Genomic DNA, 18518 nt, shown 5'->3' with positions numbered 1-18518 from the left:
TAAAGCTTACGGTATATCCAATCAAGACTAAGTCTTCTGATATAGGAGTTTTGCAGGCCCAAACCAACCCCGTACCCAAGCAATACATGTGATTTGGTGAAATGAATTGCTGTATAACAAAACATCCCATCGGGATCTTCCTCTATATGTTTAATTTTTTGCCAGGATTTCCCCTCATTTTTCGAAATAGCAATAGTTAAGGGACTTCGTTTACTCTTAAAATATCCCGGGCCGGATGCACCGTTATTATTCTAGACGAGCAGGAGGTCACCGGTACCTGGTATCCTCTTTATCGATGCAGGTGATATCGGCGAAGGGATTGCTGCAGGTTCTGCCATTGTCCATGTCAATCCTTCATCCTCTGAAAAACTCTGGTATTGCGTGCCACCACTCGCTCTCATATACACCATTAGTTTCCCTCTTTTCAACTCAAGCAAACCTGGTTCCTGAGTAATAATACTGTCAGGTGTCAAAACGGAATCTCCAGCATGCCAGCTCAATCCATTATCATCAGAGTAATAACATTGAATGGTTCCCTTATTCCTCCATGGTGTTTCAGGAGTTTTATGTAATGATACAGGAACGAGGATACGACCTGATTTTAACTGCACAATCCGATCATTATTTACTACAAAATATCCTTTTCTATCCTGAATAATAGCTTTTGGATCAGTCCATGTTTTACCCTCATCTTCCGAGAGTCTTAGTTGAGGTATACAATCACTTAAAGAATTCTTTCGGGCGTAAACGAGTGCAATCTTTCCATTTTTAAGACGAAGCAATGAAACAGACATCACATTCATATCCCCTTCCTTGTCAACAATAACCTGATCATCTTTAGTCCAGCTGATTCCCTCATCAGCAGAATAACGTCCAAGCAATTGTGCTGGTGCATGATCGCTGCCCGAAGCTCCAATGAAGCGGCTATAAACAAAAAGTATCCTGCCGTCTTTCAATCCAATAAAATCTCCCTCGCTGTTGCGGGGATTATCCTTAGATGCATTAATCTGATGAACCATCATATTTCCTGAATTATCATTTGACTGCGCCATCAAAAACCCGCTACTGGTAAATCCCATAAGAACAAATAGAAAATATGATCTCAATGAGGCGATACTTGTATAAAATGATTTGTTCATTTTTTGATGTATTGGATAAAAATTAAAATATCAGAAATTAATATCAGGCCTGGCTACAAATTAAAAAGCCCATTTCTATAAAGATATGGGCTTTCTGTTCAAAAAATAAATTATACCCTACTATAATGAATAAACTGATTTAACACGCTCTCTCAGGTTATATCCTGAAGCCATCACTTCACCGTAAGCACCAGCTGTCCTAATTGCAATGATATCCCCTCGCTTTGATTCCGGCAATTCAACTTCTTTACCGAAGCAGTCAGTACTTTCACAAATAGGACCAACAACATCATACGAAACAATGGGATTTGCAGAATCTGCACTGACATTTTCAATCTTATGATAGGCCTGATATAAAGCGGGGCGCATCAATTCAGTCATCCCGGCATCCAAAACCAGAAAATTCTTCTTTAAACCATTTTTTACATAGAGAATCCGACTAATCAGGCTTCCGCACTGCGCCACAAGAGCCCTTCCAAGTTCAAAATGAACTTCCTGACCAGGCCTGCGTTCAAGGAATTTATCATAGATTTCAAAAAAACTTATAAAATCATTGATTGCATTCTCATCAGGATGATGATAATCCACTCCGAGTCCTCCGCCAACATTCAATACCTTAAGATCGAAACCACGTTCCAGAAACCAGGTATTAAGCTCATTCACTTTCAGACAAAGGCTTTTAAACACATCCAGGTTCGTAATCTGAGATCCAACATGAAAATGAATTCCTATCAGTTCAAGATTTGAACATCTTTTAAGTTCTTCAACGCAGGCAGGCAATTCCCATTGATTCACACCAAACTTATTCTCTTCCAGTCCGGTAGTAATATACTGATGAGTATGGGCATCCACATTAGGATTGATTCGAATGGCCACTCTGGCCTGTTTACGCAGTTTTACAGCAAGTTCATTAATTACTCCAAGTTCCTGAACTGATTCAACATTGAAACAGAAAATATTATTGATTAAAGCTTCATTGATCTCCCTGTCTGACTTACCTACTCCTGCAAAAACAACTTTTCCGGGATTAAAGCCTATTTCAATTGCTTTTTTAACCTCATTTCCACTAACACAGTCGGCCCCAAAACCCGATTTTTCAATTGCTTTCAAGACCTGATCATTGAAATTGGCCTTAAGTGCATAATGTACATGAAATCCAAACTTCTCAGAGGCAGCTTTGCAGGACGTTAAAGTCTGATCTAATACATTCAGATCATAATAATAAAATGGTGTTTCAAAATTTTGGAAACGGGCAACTATATCCTTACTAAACATATAAATTCTCTAATCTACCCGGGGGCAAATGCTGATTCTATTCAAATAAACGATTATGTAATGACCTGAGAGCTTCAACCTTATCTCCATCTTTGATTAAAAGGGAAATATTAAAATGGCTTCCACCATATGAAATCATACGGATTGGAATATGCTTAAGGGCCTCTAAAACCCTGGCCGCAAAGCCATGTTTATCAGCACCAAAATCACCTACAACACAAACAATTGTTTGATTATAATCGATTTCCACCGTTCCGAAATTGTTAAGCTCTTTAATAATTTCTGCAAGATTACTGATATCATCAATAGTAACTGAAACGGCCACTTCTGAAGTAGTAATCATGTCAATTGGTGTTTTATAACGCTCAAATATTTCAAAAACCCGTCTCAAAAATCCATATGCCAGAAGCATTCTGCTGGATTGAATTTTTATCGCCGTAATCCCATCTTTGGCTGCTATAGATTTAATTTTACCGCGCTCACTGTCATTGGTTATCAAAGTTCCGGAGGCTTTAGGTTCCATTGTGTTCAATAATCGAACCGGAACTTTAAATTTCTGTGCTGGAAAAACACTTTGCGGATGCAGTATCTTCGCTCCGAAATAAGCTAGCTCAGCGGCCTCATCAAAAGATAATCTTGCAATAGGTTTGGTACCCTTTACTATGCGTGGATCATTATTATGCATTCCATCGATATCTGTCCATATCTGTACTTCCTCTGCACGGATAGCAGCACCAATCAAAGAAGCTGTATAATCACTTCCTCCCCTGCGCAGATTATCTATCTCACCAAATGAATTTCGGCAAATATAACCCTGAGTTATAAAGAGGTTAGTTTCTGGGTCGAGTAAAGGCTGAATATGTTCTGTGATAAAATCAATGACAGGTTCATTATCCTCATCAATCTTCATAAAAACTAGTGCAGATAGCAATTTTGATTTAACTCCTATTTCGGTCAAATAGAAATGATACAGGGTTGTTGATATCAGTTCGCCCTGAGCCAGAATAATCTTTTCTTCGATAGTTGTAAAATGCGCATTGGCAAAGGAGGAAATAAGATTGAAATGATAATCAATTAGATTTTTTCCATTTTCCAGGCCATCATCCGAAGAAAAAAGTTCTTTAATGAACAAATCATATTTTGCCTTTAGTATGGCTGTAAGTTCTGCAGCTTTCGATTTATCACCTGCCAGATACGCCTGTGATATCTCCAGCAAACTGTTTGTAGTACCTGAAACTGCCGACAGAACCACAATCTGTCTTTCTTCAGGGTTTATAATGTCTAATAATTTTTTGATCCGATCTGGACTTCCAACTGATGTTCCTCCGAACTTTAATACCTTCATTTAAGCTTGAATTTTAAATTGCAGCAAATGATTTTTATACTTGTGCAATGAGAGGCTAAAATTAGGAAAAAGCATCTTATATTTCACATTGAATATAATTGTTTTTATACCCGCAGGTGCGGGATTGCACGAGCTTATAAACGAATAGTTTGGAGAATGGTAAGCTCATGCTATTTTATATCGAACAGAATTTAATTTGGCATCAATAATTCCTTATAAAAAGAAGAATTAATGCCTTACCTTAAAATAAAAAATCCATGAATGAGTTAGAACCCTCTGTCTTAAATAAGATAAACAATTGGCTCTCGGGAAGCTATGATGAAGCGACAAAGAAGGAAATCACTGAACTACTGAATTCAGGATCGTATACTGAGCTAAGCGATTCTTTCTATAAGGATCTCGAATTTGGAACCGGAGGGCTTCGAGGTACTATGGGGCCTGGTTCTAACCGCATCAATAAGTACACCATAGGGACTGCAACCCAGGGATTATGCAATTACCTGCTCAAGAAATATCCCGGCGAAAAGATCAGTGTTACCATTGCCCACGACAGCAGGAACAAATCCGATTTTTTCGCAAAAATCACAGCTGAGGTATTCTCAGCTAATGGAATACATGTTTATTTCTTCAGGGAACTTAGACCAACACCGGAACTTTCATTTGCTATCCGACACCTTGGATGCCGAAGCGGGGTAATGATCACTGCATCACATAACCCAAAAGAATATAATGGATATAAGGCCTATGGCTCAGACGGAGGACAATTCAAATCCCCTGATGATCAAATGGTTATGGATGAAGTTTCAGCTATAAGCGATATAAATGAAGTTAAGTTCGGCAGGATTGACAAAAATATTGAGTACATCTCTGAGGAGATCGACGAATTGTATTTAAAAAAGATTACCGAACTTTCTGTTTCTCCGGAGGCTATTCAAAGGCAACATGACCTCAAAATCGTCTTTTCCCCAATTCATGGTACCGGTATAACCCTGGTTCCGGCTGCATTAAAACGCTTCGGATTTACAACTGTGACTATTGTTGAAGAGCAGGCAGTACCGGATGGAAACTTCCCTACCGTAATTTATCCAAATCCGGAAGAGAAGGAAGCCTTATCTCTGGCAATTTCCAAAGCTGTAGAAATTGATGCTGATCTGGTACTTGCAACCGACCCGGATGCCGACCGTGTAGGAATTGCAGTAAAGAATGATGATGGTGAGTTTATTTTATTAAATGGCAATCAAACCGGAAGTCTGCTAATCAATTATTTATTGAATGCATGGGAGCAAAAGGGTAAACTCACAGGGAACGAGTACATTGTATCCACCATAGTAACCACCAAACTGATCGGAGATATTGCAGAATCGAAAAACGTAAATTTCTATGAAACTCTCACCGGTTTCAAATGGATCGGAGCTTTGATTACAGAACTCCAGGGAAAGAAAACCTTCATTGCTGGTGGTGAGGAAAGTTATGGTTATCTGGTTGGTGAACTTGTCAGGGATAAAGACGCAGTTATTTCCTGTGCCTTTATCGCAGAAATGGCTGCTTATTACAAGGATCAGGGCAGCAGCCTTTACCAGGCAATGCTTAAAATGTACCAAACCTATGGCTTTTATAAAGAAAAACTGGTTTCAATCACTAAAAAGGGTAAAACAGGTGCCGAAGAAATTAAATCCATGATGGAACGATTCCGGTTCAACACTCCTTTGAGCCTTGGTGGATCAAAAGTAGTTTGCCTCAAAGATTATGAGCTTGGAAAAGAAACAGATCTGATCAGCGGAAGCACTAAAAAACTGGATTTACCAAAATCTGATGTACTACAATTCATCACAGCCGATGGATGCATTGTGTCAGCAAGACCGTCCGGCACAGAACCAAAGATCAAATTTTATTGCAGTGTAAAAACCCCCCTTCCTGACATTAAGGAATTTGGTATTAAGGACAAACAGCTTGATGAAAAAATAGAACAAATTATGCATGATCTGGCAGTCTAAAATCAGATAAAAATTCAAAAGAAAAATGAATCATACTCTTAAATTTTATTAGATTACCTCAGGACTAATTTTCCTTTTTTGGGCTTTCTACCCGCTAAACAAAGTATATTTGCAATATGAAAAAGCTCTTGTATATTGCCCTTAGCATCCTGGTAATTCAATCCTGTACAAATCAGTCGGACACTAAACTTCCCATTTTAGGAAACCGTGAGCCGGTAGAGAGAACTGTTGATGGCAAAACCGTAGTTGATACAATTTACCAAACGATTTCACCTTTCAGTTATTTTAATCAGGATAGTGTAATTATAACTGATAAGGATTTTGATGGGAAGATTTATGTTGCTGACTTCTTTTTCACATCCTGCAACACAATATGCCCGATCATGCACCGGAATATGCTTGATGTCTATAAAAAATTCAAAGACAATCCAAAAGTTAAACTACTTTCCCATACCATTGATATCAAATACGATTTACCCTCCCGATTAAAAACTTATGCTACCAAACTTGGTGTAGAAGGGAATCAATGGGAATTCGTTCACGGAAGCCGGGACTCAATCTTCAATATCGCAGCCAAAAACTATTTAGTTTCCGCATTTGAAGATAGTTCTGACCCCCAGGGTTTGGTACATCAGGGATGGTTTATTCTGGTTGATACTAAAAAACAGTTACGTGGTGCATACGACGGAACAAAAGCAGATCAGGTAAAACAATTGATAGCAGACATGGATAAACTTCTCAGGGAAGAAGCTGCTGATGAGAAATAGGTTTATATATATCTTTCTTTTTCTGTTCATCCCAGTCATAACGATCCAGTCATGTCAGAATGAAGACAGCATTACCTACAAGCGCTATTTTGTTAACGGCAAAGGACTATATGAAAAGAATTGTCAGAACTGTCATGGTGCTGACGGGAAAGGATTAGGCACACTATACCCTCCGCTTACTGACAGCACTTACCTGATCGCTAATAAGCAAAAGCTTGCCTGTATCATCAGGAATGGCCAAACTGAACAGATAACTATCAACAATGTAGTATATCAGGGTAAAATGCCCGGAAACAACAATCTGGCTGATATTGATATTGCCCAACTGATCGTCTACATCACTAATTCATTCGGAAACAAACAGGGGCAATATGATCAGGCCGAAGTTGCAAGAGACCTTGCTGCCTGTAAATAATCAACCTTCCTTATTCACATCCTAGATTGACTTGTGGTTAACAGAACGATTTGTATTTTTGCAGTTCATTGAAAAAACATGGCTAAGCGGATAAAAATTAAAGATTTACTAAACAGTACTGATTTCGGGCAAGAGGCAACTGTAATGGGCTGGGTTAAAACATTCAGAAACAAACAGTTCATTGCCATTAATGACGGCTCAACCATCAAGAATATACAGGCAGTAGTAGATTTTAATTCTTTCGATGATAGTCTGTTAAAAAGACTTACTACCGGAGCTGCGGTTTCACTGACCGGTGAAATTGTGGAGTCATTAGGTAAAGGACAACGCATTGAAATTAAGGTAAATACCCTCGAAATATTAGGTGATAGTGACGCTGAGAAGTTTCCTTTACAACCTAAAAAACATAGTCTTGAATTTTTAAGGGAAATTGCCCACTTGCGTTTCCGGACCAATACTTTCAATGCAGTATTCAAAGTTCGGCATGCACTGGCTTACGCTGTACATAAATTTTTCAATGATAAGGGGTTTTTGTACCTGCACACACCAATCATTACCGCTTCGGATGCCGAAGGTGCGGGTGAAATGTTCAGGGTTTCAACGATTGATCCTGATCATATTCCGCGAAATGAAGACGGAACAGTAAATTATAAGGAAGATTTCTTCGGAAAAGCTACCAATCTAACCGTTTCCGGACAGTTGGAAGGTGAACTTGCAGCTATGGCCTTTGGAGATATCTATACTTTTGGACCTACTTTCCGGGCCGAAAATTCAAATACTACACGTCATTTGGCAGAATTCTGGATGATAGAACCTGAGATGGCTTTCTATGATCTGAACGATAACATGGACCTGGCTGAGGAATTGCTCAAATATCTGATTTCATATGCATTAGAACACTGTGCTGATGAACTGGAGTTCCTTAACAGCAGGTTACTGGAAGAGGAAAAACAAAAGCCACAAGCTGACCGTTCAGAACTCGACCTGCTTTCCAAGCTGAAATTCTGCCTTGAAAATAATTTTGAACGAATCACTTATACCGAAGCCATTCAAATCTTAAGAAATTCCAAGCCTAATCAAAAAAAGCAATTTAAATACCTGATTGATAGCTGGGGTGCAGACCTGCAGTCGGAACATGAACGTTTTCTGGTGGAAAAACACTTCAAAAAGCCGGTAATTCTTATTGATTATCCTGCAGATATCAAGTCGTTTTATATGAGGCTGAATGAACCAGATACAGAAGGAAGAAAAACTGTAAGAGCTATGGATATCTTGTTCCCGGGTATTGGAGAGATTATAGGTGGTTCACAGCGTGAGGAACGTCTTGACAAGCTTGAAAAGAGAATGGAAGAAATGCATATTCCAGCAGAGGAAATGTCATGGTACCTTGACACCCGCCGCTTTGGCACAGCTCCTCATGCCGGATTCGGCTTAGGTTTTGAGCGATTGGTACTTTTCGTTACCGGAATGACGAATATCAGGGATGTTATCCCTTTCCCAAGAACACCAAAAAATGCAGAGTTTTAGGCTGATATTACTGAGTACACATTATTCGGGTGTTTATGTGTAAAAATCCGTATTTTTAGACATGTTGATCAAGATCTACCCTGAAAATCCAAATGAAAAAGTGATCCAGCAGGTAGTCGACGTCCTTAAAAAAGGTGGAATAATAATTTATCCCACCGATACCGTTTACGGTATGGGCTGTGATATCAGCAATTCGAAAGCCATTGAAAAAATTTGTAAAATAAGGGGTATTAAACCTGAAAAAGCAAATTTCTCATTCATATGCTATGACCTAAGGCATATCTCAGATTTTACGAGGCAAATTGATAACGAGACCTACCGGGTTATTAAAAAAGCGCTCCCGGGACCGTTTACTTTTATTTTCAATGCAAACAAAAATGTACCCAAATTATTGAGCTCAAATAAAAAGACTGTTGGGATTAGAATCCCTGACAATACGATAGCCAGAGCCATTGTAAAACTGCTTGGAAATCCAATCATATCTACTTCCATACATGATGATGATGAAATTATCGAATATTCAACAGATCCTGAACTGATCCATGAAAAGTATGAAGATATTGTTGATCTGGTAATTGATGGAGGATATGGCGATAATGTGCCTTCTACGATTGTAGATTGCAGTGAAGGTGTATTTGAAATTATAAGGCAGGGAAAGGGTGATCTGGATCAATTTTTGTAATTGAATTTTATGGAATAAAATTTCCATAAAATAGCCTGGAATACACTATATTGGCCTTTTCTTACCTTAAATAGACAAACACCCTGAAAATTTTTACTATTTTTGCCGCCATGGCTCAAGCAATAAACTTAAAACCATTCCGTGACTTTTTTCGTTCTGAACAAATTGGTGGTATAATCCTTATCTTTTCTGTCCTTGTATCTTTAACTATTGCGAATTCAGCACTTGGCGAAGGTTTTGAAAATCTACTTTCTACAAAACTTGGATATAGCAGTTCCAACCTTCAGTTAGAGTATTCTTTATCTCAATGGATAAATGATGGCCTGATGGCTATATTCTTTTTATTAATTGGACTTGAAATTAAGCGTGAAATCATTGAAGGGGAATTATCTTCTCCCCGAAAGGCTGCAATGCCAATATTTGCTGCATTAGGTGGAATGTTTATTCCTGCCGGAATCTATTTTATTTTCAATTATAACCTCGAAACCATATCAGGCTGGGGTATACCCATGGCAACTGATATTGCTTTTGCTCTTGGTGTATTATCACTGCTTGGTAAACGGGTACCGGCCTCATTAAAAGTATTTCTGGCTGCTTTAGCTATCGTCGACGACCTTGGAGCTATACTTGTAATAGCTATTTTCTATACCAACGAATTGCATTTGATGCAGTTATTATATTCTGCAGGTATTATGTCTTTACTGATAACCATGAATTATCTGGGTGTAAAAAGATTGTTTTTTTACATAATCCCCGGCCTATTTCTTTGGTACTTTATACACCATTCAGGCATTCATGCTACCATTGCAGGAGTTTTACTGGCATTAACTATTCCAAGCAATCCGGTAAAAAGGACTTCCCCGCTTGAACATTTAGAACACTTGATCGTTAGACCGGTAAATTTTCTGATCATGCCTATTTTTGCACTAGCAAACACGAATATCCAATTCGAAAATAAAATGTTAGATGGACTTACCAGTCCGCTTGGTTTAGGCATCATATTCGGTTTAACCATAGGTAAACCACTCGGGGTAACCCTGTTTTCCTGGTTGGCCGTTAAATCAGGTATCGCCTCTTTACCATCAAGAGCAAGCTGGAAACATGTTTTCGGTTTAGGATTACTTGCGGGTATTGGATTTACCATGTCAATTTTCATTGCCCTGCTTTCCTTCAGCAATCCAATCTATAATGTTGAAGCTAAATTTTCAGTATTAGTGGCATCTATTCTTGCTGGTGTATCCGGATTCGTTTTCCTCTATTCACTAAACAAAAAGAGAGCGAAACGATTGAGAAAAGCAAGATTAACAAATAAAAGACATAGAATACATGCAGAAATAAAAAATCTGGACCAAAATGCTATCAGCCTACCTTAGTGAGAAAGCTATTGACCAGCAATATATTGTTCCATGTTTTCAATAATGAATTTTTGTTCTTCAATGATATGTTTTACCACATCCCCAATTGAAATAATACCGATTAACTTCTCGTTTGAGACAACTGGTAAATGCCGTATGAATTTATTGGTCATTAATTGCATACAATGATCAATAGAGTTTTCGGGCGCTACGACAGTAAGTTCCTGAGACATAATCTCCCTGATTTTTGTATGTTTTGATGCTTTACCTTTTAGAATTACTTTACGAGCGTAATCCTTCTCAGAAAATATACCCATCAGTTTATCGGCTTCGGTTACCAGAAGGGCACTTACATTTTTCTCGACCATAATTTCAAGTGCTCGAAATACACTTGTATCCGGCGTAATAGAAAAGATTAATGTTCCTTTCCGTTCTAAAATTTTGCTGACTGCTCCCATATAAATTGTTTTTTTGAATGAAATATCCTGTAAAAAGGTAATATTCTAAACTCAATTTAATCGCTCTTTTGGGTTAGCTCTTAAGATTATTCGGGACTCGTGATGTCAGTTAGGGCGATTTTATAAATAATTATAACTATGCTATTTGCACTTGATTAAAAATAGCAATAATTTTTTGTAATAATATTTTTAGGACACAGAAATTTTTTAATTATTAAATATAATGTATATTGCAAAATGACTAAAAATTGACAGATCCCCAATTTTTTTTATACGATTCGGTAAGCTCAGCATCATATCAGGAGTCCACTAAGATTCATTTCCAAAATTGCTTGAATTAAATTTTACTGTATGTCGGGATGTATTAAAATTAAAAACGGCTTAAATATCCAGCTTACCGGAGAAGCTAATAAATTACTTTCTGATCTACCCTTACCAGAAGTATTTGCAATAAAACCCTCAGATTTTCCCGGAATAAACCCTAAAATTTTAGTTAAAGCCGGAGATGAAGTTTTAGCTGGAAGCATTCTATTTTTTGACAAAAACAATGAATCCATAAAATTTTGTTCACCTGTTAGTGGAGAGATCATCGAAGTAATACGGGCTGAAAAACGTAAAATACTGGAGATAAAAATACTGGCCGACAAAAAAATCAACTATCTTGAATTGGATAAGACTAATCCTGATGAATTAGGCAGGGATGAGATTATTCAATCATTATTAGTTAATGGCTTATGGCCACTGATACGCCAACGTCCGTTTGGAATTATAGCAAAACCTTCAGAAACACCAAAATCGATTTTTATTTCGGCATTTGACACTAATCCGCTGGCACCTGACATTGATTTTATCATGCAGGGAAAAAATAATGAAAACTTTCAAACAGGATTGAACGCCCTCATCAAATTAACAAATGGGAAGGTTCATTTAAATATTGATGGATCAAAATCTTCAGTATCCACTTTCAGTAATGCGAAAGGTGTGGTTATCAATAAATTTTCAGGGCCACACCCTGCCGGAAATGTAGGTGTCCAGATACATCATATTGATCCTGTCAATAAGGGCGAAGTGGTATGGTATGTAAACCCGCAGGATGTTCTGATCATTGGAAAATTGTTTTCAGAAGGAAAATACGATGCTACAAGGATTATTGCCTTAACCGGCTCACAGGTTTCAAATCCTAAATACTATAAAACTGTTATTGGGTGTTCAGTAAAAAGCATGCTAAATGATGGCGGACTAAAAGCAGGTGAAAACAGGGTCATCAGTGGAAATGTTTTATCAGGCAGCCAAATCAAGGAAGATGGATTCCTGGGTTATTATGATTCCCAAATCACTGTTATCCCTGAGGGTCACGAATCTGAGTTTATGGGCTGGTTAGCACCGGGTCTTGATAAGTTCAGTATGTCGCGCACCTTTTTTTCATGGCTTAATTCAAACAAGAAATACACCTTAAATACGAACCTGCACGGCGAAGAACGCCCTTTCGTAGTCACCGGTCAATATGAAAAGGTATTCCCTATGGATATTTACCCTGTTCAACTCTTAAAATCAATCTTAATTGAAGATATTGAAATGATGGAGCAGCTTGGCATTTATGAGGTAGTGGAAGAAGATTTTGCGCTTTGTGAGTTTGTTTGTACTTCAAAAATTAAATCTCAGGAAATAATCAAACGTGGAATTGACATTATCCAAAAAGAAATGAACTAATCATTAAGAATTCTAAAAGAGAAAGAACCCTAATAGAAAAACCAGATCAAAAATATACGTTCCGAAGCTTAATTATAAGATACCTAATAGTACATAAGAAATAAGTTTGAATCCGATAATTCAGGCAGGAAGCCAAAGATTATCCTAAAACATTTTAACTTGATGCTACTTAGAAAATTATTGGATAAGCTAAAGCCCGATTTCGAAAAAGGCGGAAAACTTGAAAAATTCTACCCGGCTTTCAACGCATTTGAGACCTTCCTTTTTGTTCCGGATCATACAACTGCTCCAAAAGGAGCACATGTTCGCGATGCAATTGATCTGAAGCGGACCATGGTGCTTGTGATTCTTTCCTTGATACCCTGCCTCCTCTTCGGCATGTGGAATGTAGGATACCAACACCACCTGGCATTTGGTATTTCAGACACCCCGATATTCGATAATTTCATATTTGGAGCAATCAAAGTACTACCCATAGTAGTTGTTTCCTATATCTCAGGCCTGGCGGTAGAGTTTATTTTTGCAATTATCCGTAAGCATACCATTAACGAAGGCTTTTTGGTTTCCGGAATGCTTATCCCCCTGGTTATGCCTGTTGATGTCCCTTTGTGGATGGTTGCAGTTTCGACAGTTTTTGCAGTAATTATCGGAAAGGAAGTCTTTGGAGGTACGGGCATGAATATCTTAAACCCGGCTTTAACCGCCCGTGCATTCCTGTTTTTTGCCTACCCAACTAAAATTTCCGGGAATGAAGTCTGGATAAATATCAGCTCAGAAGAAGGGAAACAGGTAGTTGATGCTTATAGCGGTGCTACCCCACTGGGCGATGCCGCTGCCGGATTAGCAGACAAAATTCCCGGGGTTTGGGAATCTTTCATCGGAATCATACCGGGCTCTATTGGCGAAACATCTGCTCTGGCATGCCTGATTGGTGCAGCCATTCTATTATATACAGGTATAGGGAGCTGGAGAATCATGTTGTCTGTATTTGCAGGTGGATATATAATGGCACTGATTTTTAATTTATTCGGGCTTAACACGCTCATGCAGATTAGTCCGGTTCATCACCTGGTTCTCGGAGGCTTCGCGTTTGGGGCTATTTTTATGGCTACTGATCCGGTTAGCGGAGCTCAAACTAATACTGGTAAATACATTTATGGTTTCCTGATTGGATTATTTGCTATCCTGTTCAGGGTATTTAATCCTGCATACCCCGAAGGGATGATGTTAGCTATACTATTTATGAATGTTATGGCACCACTTATCGATCACTATGTGGTAGCTGCAAATATTAAGAGAAGGTTAAAAAGATCCAATTTAAAGCAAAATGCATAAGGACAGCAATAAAGCCACATTTCTATTTTCATCTGCTATGGTGGTAGTCGTTGCTATCATGTTGTCTGTAGCAGCCATTGCTCTTGGACCCTATCAGGCACGGAATGCCAGGATTGAAAAAATGGAGAACATTTTAAGCAGCGTCGGAATAAATGGTTCTTCTGAGGAGGCTGAGAAAAATTTCTCAAAATATATCACCAAACAGGTTGTTTTGGATAGCAAGGGTGAACCTGTAGACGGAGGGATACCCGCCTTTGATATTGATCTGAAAAAAGAATTGGATAAAGAAAAAACCGGCAATAAGGACAAAGAACTCTTCCCATTGTTTGTTTGTGAGAAAGAAAATAATACTTACTATATCATTCCGGTTAGAGGCAAAGGATTATGGGGACCAATATGGGGATTTATCGCCCTTGAAGAGGATATGAATACTGTTTATGGCGTAAGTTTCGGTCATAAAAGTGAAACCCCGGGCCTTGGTGCTGAAATTGATACTGAAAAGTTCCAGGAGAAATTCAAAGGAAAAAAAATCCTGGACGATGAAGGAAAGTTTGTTTCTGTCAAAGTAGTTAAGGGAAGTTCGGGTTCAACAAACCCACATGGAGTTGATGCTGTTTCAGGAGCAACTATAACCAGCGATGGGGTGTCTGAAATGCTACAAAGAACCCTGAATAATTATATTCCTTATTTCAAAAAGATAAGTATGAAGCCATTAGATTAAAGACCTAATAAGATACCCATGAGCAATGAAATTAGTACAGCGCCCGAAAAAGAGAAAGGCAAGAAAGAGCCCTTATTTTCACCCAAAAATAAAAGGCTTCTTTATGACCCCTTGAATGACAGCAATCCTATAACCGTACAGGTATTAGGAATATGTTCAGCTCTGGCAGTTACGGTAAAAATGCAGCCATCCATTGTCATGGCTCTTGCTGTAGTTGTTGTAACCGCATTTTCAAGTCTGATCATTTCGATTATAAGAAATATTATTCCTAACAGAATTAGAATCATTGTTCAATTAACCGTGGTTGCGGCAATGGTAATTTTGGTTGATCAGTTTTTGAAAGCCTTTGTTTATGATGTCAGCAAGCAATTGTCGGTATTTGTCGGACTAATCATAACCAATTGCATAGTCATGGGCAGACTGGAAGCCTTTGCCATGGCAAATAAACCCTGGCCATCATTTATTGATGGTATTGGCAATGGGATTGGTTATGGGGTAATTCTCGTAATTGTATCTATGATTCGGGAATTATTTGGCTCAGGTGAACTTATGGGTTTTAGAATAATTCCCGAATCAGCTTATGAAATGGGCTATTTTAACAACGGACTCGTCATCATGCCCCCAATGGCAATGATTGTCGTTGGAATTATTATCTGGATTCAGAGAAGTAGAAATAAAAAATTAATTGAGGCTAAATAAATGATCTCATGGAGCATGTAAACCTGTTTATTAAAGCTGTTTTTATAGAGAACATGATTTTTGCCTATTTTCTGGGCATGTGTTCCTATCTTGCGATTTCAAAAACAGTAAAAAGCGCTGTAGGTCTCGGAATGGCCGTTATATTCGTTCTATCTGTTGCTGTTCCAATTTGTTACTTATTGGAGAAATATATTCTAAAAGCTGGTGCTTTAACATGGTTATCCACAGACTTTGGCAGCATTGACCTAAGTTTTCTTAGTTTTATTATGTTCATAGCCACAATCGCTTCCATTGTTCAGTTAGTTGAGATGGTGGTAGAAAAATTTGCACCGGCACTGTATGCCTCACTGGGAATATTTCTTCCGCTTATTGCCGTAAACTGTTCAATTTTAGGTGGAGCTTTGTTCATGCAGGAAAGAGAATATGCCACTTTGGGCGAAGCGACTGTATTCGCATTTGGTTCCGGGGTGGGATGGTTCCTCGCAATTGTTGCCTTATCGGCGATCAGGGAAAAAGTTCGTTACTCAAATATTCCCGACCCTTTGAGAGGTTTAGGCATCACTTTCATCATCACGGGACTTATGGCCATTGCATTTATGAGTTTTATGGGAATTAAATTGTAATTACGATGAACCTGATGATTATTAGTCCCGAAACCACAACGATCATTTCCAGTATCGTTATCTTCTTACTCTTCAATATATTACTGGTTTATATCATCCTGCTAGCCAAAGCAAAGCTAATGCCTTCAGGACTTGTTAAAATCACCATAAACGGAGAAGAAGACATGGAAACAGAAGCCGGATCCAGCCTGCTTACAACCTTAGCCAATAAGAAGATTTTCCTGCCTTCAGCCTGTGGAGGTGGTGGAACCTGCGCAATGTGCAAGTGTCAGGTATTATCGGGCGGTGGAACCATATTAAGCACCGAAACTCCCTATTTCACAAGAAAGCAGCAACAGGACAACTGGCGATTAGGCTGTCAGGTAAAAGTGAAACAGGATATGGAAATTAAAATTCCAGATGAAGTCTTTGGTATTAAAAAATGGGAATGCGAAGTAGTATCAAATGATAATGTCGCAACCTACATTAAAGAATTAGTAGTCAAATTACCCGAAGGTGAATTTCTAAACTTCCAGTCAGGATGTTATATACAAATTGATGTACCTGCCTGTGAAATTGATTTTAAAAGTGATCTCTATAAAATTGACAAACGTTTTCAGGACGATTACGATAAATTCAAGATCTGGGATCTGCAAATGAAAAACCCGGAACCCATATTTCGTGCTTATTCGATGGCTAATCATCCTGCCGAAGGAAATATTATCATGCTTAATATCAGGCTCGCCACCCCTCCTTTCGACAGGCAAGCCGGAAAGTTCATGGATGTAAACCCTGGAATATGCTCATCCTATGTATTTTCACGTAAACCCGGTGATAAAATAACCATTGCAGGTCCTTTTGGAGATTTCCATATTAAGCCTACAAAAAAAGAAATGATATATATCGGTGGAGGTGCTGGTATGGCTCCTCTTCGTTCTCATTTGTTTCACATCTTCCATACCATGAAAGAAAGGGACAGGAAAGTAAGTTTCTGGTATGGAGGTCGATCGTCCAGAGAAGTCTTTTATACTGAACATTTCAGGGCGATAGAAAAAGAATTTTCTAATTTTCAATACAACATTGCCTTATCAGAACCTCTGGCAGAAGACAATTGGACAGGTTATACCGGATTTATTCATAATGTGCTCTATGAAAATTATCTCAAAAACCATCCTGAGCCCGAAGAACTTGAATATTATATCTGCGGCCCGCCAATGATGAATGCCGCCGTATTTAAGATGCTGGATGACTTGGGTGTACCCCCAGAAAACATTGCCTTTGATGATTTTGGAGGTTAAAATTGATGATAAGATTTTTCTTACCCATTTTTATCGGCGTTCTGCTTCTTTCAGCTTGCCAATCAAAAGAAAATAAGCTAATTACAATTGATGGAGAAGCTCAGGGTACTACATGGCATATCTCCTATTTATCTGAAGACGGGCTTAATCATAAACAGGCAATAGATTCCATTTTAAAGGATATTGACTTCTCGCTCTCTACCTATATTCCGGTTTCAATAATTTCCAGGATCAATAATAATGAACCTGACATTCGGGTTGATCCCTATTTTATTGATGTATTTAATAAATCAATGGAAATATCAGAAAGAACCGGAGGACTTTTTGATGTTACTGTCGGGCCTCTGTTAAAAGCCTGGGGATTTGGTTTTAGTAAAAAAGCATTAATAGACAGCAACCAGATTGATAGCATACTTCAATATGTGGATTATAAAAAACTTAGGCTTGAAGGGAATAAACTTGTAAAAGAACAGAATGAGGTGCAACTCGATTTCAATGCAATTGCACAGGGCTATTCGGTAGATGTACTAGCTTCATTCCTTGAAAAGAAAGGCATCGAAAATTACCTGGTAGAGTTGGGAGGTGAACTTATTGCGAAAGGCAAAAAAAATACTGAATACTGGAAAGTGGGAATAGAACAACCGCTTCAAAATACATCCTCCGAACGAAAACTTGAAGCGATCATTGAACTGGATAACAGAGCTTTATGCACTTCAGGTAATTACAGAAAGTTTTATGAAGAAGATGGAAAAAAATACGCTCACATTCTTGATCCGCGTACAGGATTTCCCGCGAGGCAAAATATTTTGAGTGCAAGCGTACTGGCAGATGATGCTATGACTGCAGATGCCTATGCAACTGCTTTTATGGTGATGGGTTTAGAGCAGTCAAAACAATTTCTGGAAGAAAATAAAGACCTGAACCTGGAAGTATTTTTCATTTACGATGAGAATAATTCCTGGAAAACCTATACCTCCGAAAGTCTGAAAAACAGGATAAAACTGGTTCATTAAGATTTACACTTTTCTTCCCGGCTTGCACCACAAATACTGCATGACCCATCCTCAGTTTGTAATAAGGGGTTATTACTGCTGCAGGTACCAGAGAATTTACCATTCTTTTTCACTAAAATTTTTATAGCGATGCCTGCAAATGCCAGGGCTAATAGAACAATGGATAGCAAAATGACCTTCATG

At 38.4% G+C, this 18518-nt stretch carries 18 protein-coding genes; 13 read left to right on the top strand and 5 right to left on the bottom strand.

All coding sequences use genetic code 11. The features are described from left to right. Positions 1-251 precede the first annotated feature (251 nt). The 3 genes from Q8S11_RS16015 to Q8S11_RS16005 all read right to left on the bottom strand — a co-directional run bounded on the left by Q8S11_RS16015 (position 252) and on the right by Q8S11_RS16005 (position 3759). Complete coding sequence (locus Q8S11_RS16015) at positions 252-1139, bottom strand: sialidase family protein (protein ID WP_305663135.1); 888 nt, start codon at positions 1137-1139, stop codon at positions 252-254. Positions 1140-1259: 120 nt separating this feature from the next. Next, positions 1260-2414: a diaminopimelate decarboxylase gene (gene lysA / locus Q8S11_RS16010; RefSeq protein WP_305663134.1), complete on the bottom strand. Its 1155-nt coding sequence runs from the start codon at positions 2412-2414 to the stop codon at positions 1260-1262. Between the two features lie 37 nt (positions 2415-2451). Continuing rightward, positions 2452-3759 carry an aspartate kinase gene (locus Q8S11_RS16005; protein WP_305663133.1) on the bottom strand — a complete coding sequence of 436 codons (1308 nt, stop codon included), beginning with the start codon at positions 3757-3759 and terminating at the stop codon, positions 2452-2454. A 257-nt stretch (positions 3760-4016) separates the two neighbouring features. Here Q8S11_RS16005 and Q8S11_RS16000 point away from each other — a divergent pair, with 257 nt between their 5' ends. The 6 genes from Q8S11_RS16000 (at position 4017) to nhaA (ending at position 10517) form a co-directional block, all read left to right on the top strand. Then, the gene (locus Q8S11_RS16000) at positions 4017-5753 is read left to right on the top strand and encodes a phospho-sugar mutase (protein ID WP_305663132.1); all 1737 of its coding nucleotides are present in this window, start codon (positions 4017-4019) and stop codon (positions 5751-5753) included. A gap of 116 nt (positions 5754-5869) precedes the next feature. Then, positions 5870-6520, top strand: a complete 651-nt coding sequence (locus Q8S11_RS15995) for an SCO family protein (RefSeq protein ID WP_305663131.1) — start codon at positions 5870-5872, stop codon at positions 6518-6520. After that, positions 6510-6935 (top strand): cytochrome c, encoded by a 426-nt coding sequence (locus Q8S11_RS15990; protein WP_305663130.1) that lies wholly within the window; start codon positions 6510-6512, stop codon positions 6933-6935. Before Q8S11_RS15995 ends, Q8S11_RS15990 begins: the two co-directional genes overlap by 11 nt. 78 nt (positions 6936-7013) lie before the next feature. Continuing rightward, entirely contained in the window at positions 7014-8462 is a 1449-nt protein-coding gene (asnS, locus tag Q8S11_RS15985; RefSeq protein WP_305663129.1) for an asparagine--tRNA ligase, read from the top strand. 61 nt (positions 8463-8523) lie between these two features. Beyond that, positions 8524-9144, top strand: a complete 621-nt coding sequence (locus Q8S11_RS15980; protein WP_305663128.1) for an L-threonylcarbamoyladenylate synthase — start codon at positions 8524-8526, stop codon at positions 9142-9144. 110 nt (positions 9145-9254) lie between these two features. Further along, positions 9255-10517 (top strand): Na+/H+ antiporter NhaA, encoded by a 1263-nt coding sequence (gene nhaA / locus Q8S11_RS15975; RefSeq protein ID WP_305663127.1) that lies wholly within the window; start codon positions 9255-9257, stop codon positions 10515-10517. A gap of 8 nt (positions 10518-10525) precedes the next feature. Here the strand turns inward: nhaA and Q8S11_RS15970 are convergent, their stop codons facing one another. Then, on the bottom strand, positions 10526-10957 hold the full coding sequence (locus Q8S11_RS15970; protein WP_305663126.1) for a CBS domain-containing protein: 432 nt from the start codon (positions 10955-10957) through the stop codon (positions 10526-10528). A gap of 351 nt (positions 10958-11308) precedes the next feature. Here Q8S11_RS15970 and Q8S11_RS15965 point away from each other — a divergent pair, with 351 nt between their 5' ends. The 7 genes from Q8S11_RS15965 (at position 11309) to Q8S11_RS15935 (ending at position 18335) form a co-directional block, all read left to right on the top strand. Further along, positions 11309-12667 carry a Na(+)-translocating NADH-quinone reductase subunit A gene (locus Q8S11_RS15965; RefSeq protein WP_305663125.1) on the top strand — a complete coding sequence of 453 codons (1359 nt, stop codon included), beginning with the start codon at positions 11309-11311 and terminating at the stop codon, positions 12665-12667. A 162-nt stretch (positions 12668-12829) separates the two neighbouring features. Continuing rightward, a complete protein-coding gene (locus tag Q8S11_RS15960; protein WP_305663124.1) occupies positions 12830-14002 on the top strand; it encodes an NADH:ubiquinone reductase (Na(+)-transporting) subunit B in 1173 nt (390 codons plus the stop codon). Next, on the top strand, positions 13995-14723 hold the full coding sequence (nqrC, locus tag Q8S11_RS15955) for an NADH:ubiquinone reductase (Na(+)-transporting) subunit C (RefSeq protein WP_305663123.1): 729 nt from the start codon (positions 13995-13997) through the stop codon (positions 14721-14723). The genes Q8S11_RS15960 and nqrC overlap by 8 nt, the downstream gene beginning before the upstream one ends. An 18-nt stretch (positions 14724-14741) precedes the next feature. After that, positions 14742-15422 (top strand): NADH:ubiquinone reductase (Na(+)-transporting) subunit D, encoded by a 681-nt coding sequence (locus tag Q8S11_RS15950; protein WP_305663122.1) that lies wholly within the window; start codon positions 14742-14744, stop codon positions 15420-15422. An 8-nt stretch (positions 15423-15430) separates the two neighbouring features. Further along, positions 15431-16045, top strand: coding sequence for an NADH:ubiquinone reductase (Na(+)-transporting) subunit E (gene nqrE, locus Q8S11_RS15945; protein WP_305663121.1), 615 nt, complete (start codon positions 15431-15433; stop codon positions 16043-16045). A gap of 5 nt (positions 16046-16050) precedes the next feature. Continuing rightward, positions 16051-17322: an NADH:ubiquinone reductase (Na(+)-transporting) subunit F gene (gene nqrF / locus Q8S11_RS15940; protein WP_305663120.1), complete on the top strand. Its 1272-nt coding sequence runs from the start codon at positions 16051-16053 to the stop codon at positions 17320-17322. Positions 17323-17327: 5 nt separating this feature from the next. After that, positions 17328-18335 carry an FAD:protein FMN transferase gene (locus tag Q8S11_RS15935; RefSeq protein ID WP_305663119.1) on the top strand — a complete coding sequence of 336 codons (1008 nt, stop codon included), beginning with the start codon at positions 17328-17330 and terminating at the stop codon, positions 18333-18335. On the opposite strand, the gene Q8S11_RS15930 is transcribed toward Q8S11_RS15935, so the two are convergent. Beyond that, the gene (locus Q8S11_RS15930) at positions 18332-18517 is read right to left on the bottom strand and encodes a hypothetical protein (protein WP_305663118.1); all 186 of its coding nucleotides are present in this window, start codon (positions 18515-18517) and stop codon (positions 18332-18334) included. The two genes, Q8S11_RS15935 and Q8S11_RS15930, sit on opposite strands and share 4 nt — an antisense overlap. Between the last annotated feature and the right edge of the window lies 1 nt (position 18518).

The organism is Daejeonella sp., from assembly GCF_030695525.1.
GTDB lineage: Bacteria > Bacteroidota > Bacteroidia > Sphingobacteriales > Sphingobacteriaceae > Daejeonella.
Note: the sequence above shows the minus strand (reverse complement) of the source record. Positions and strands in the feature narration are given on the sequence as shown.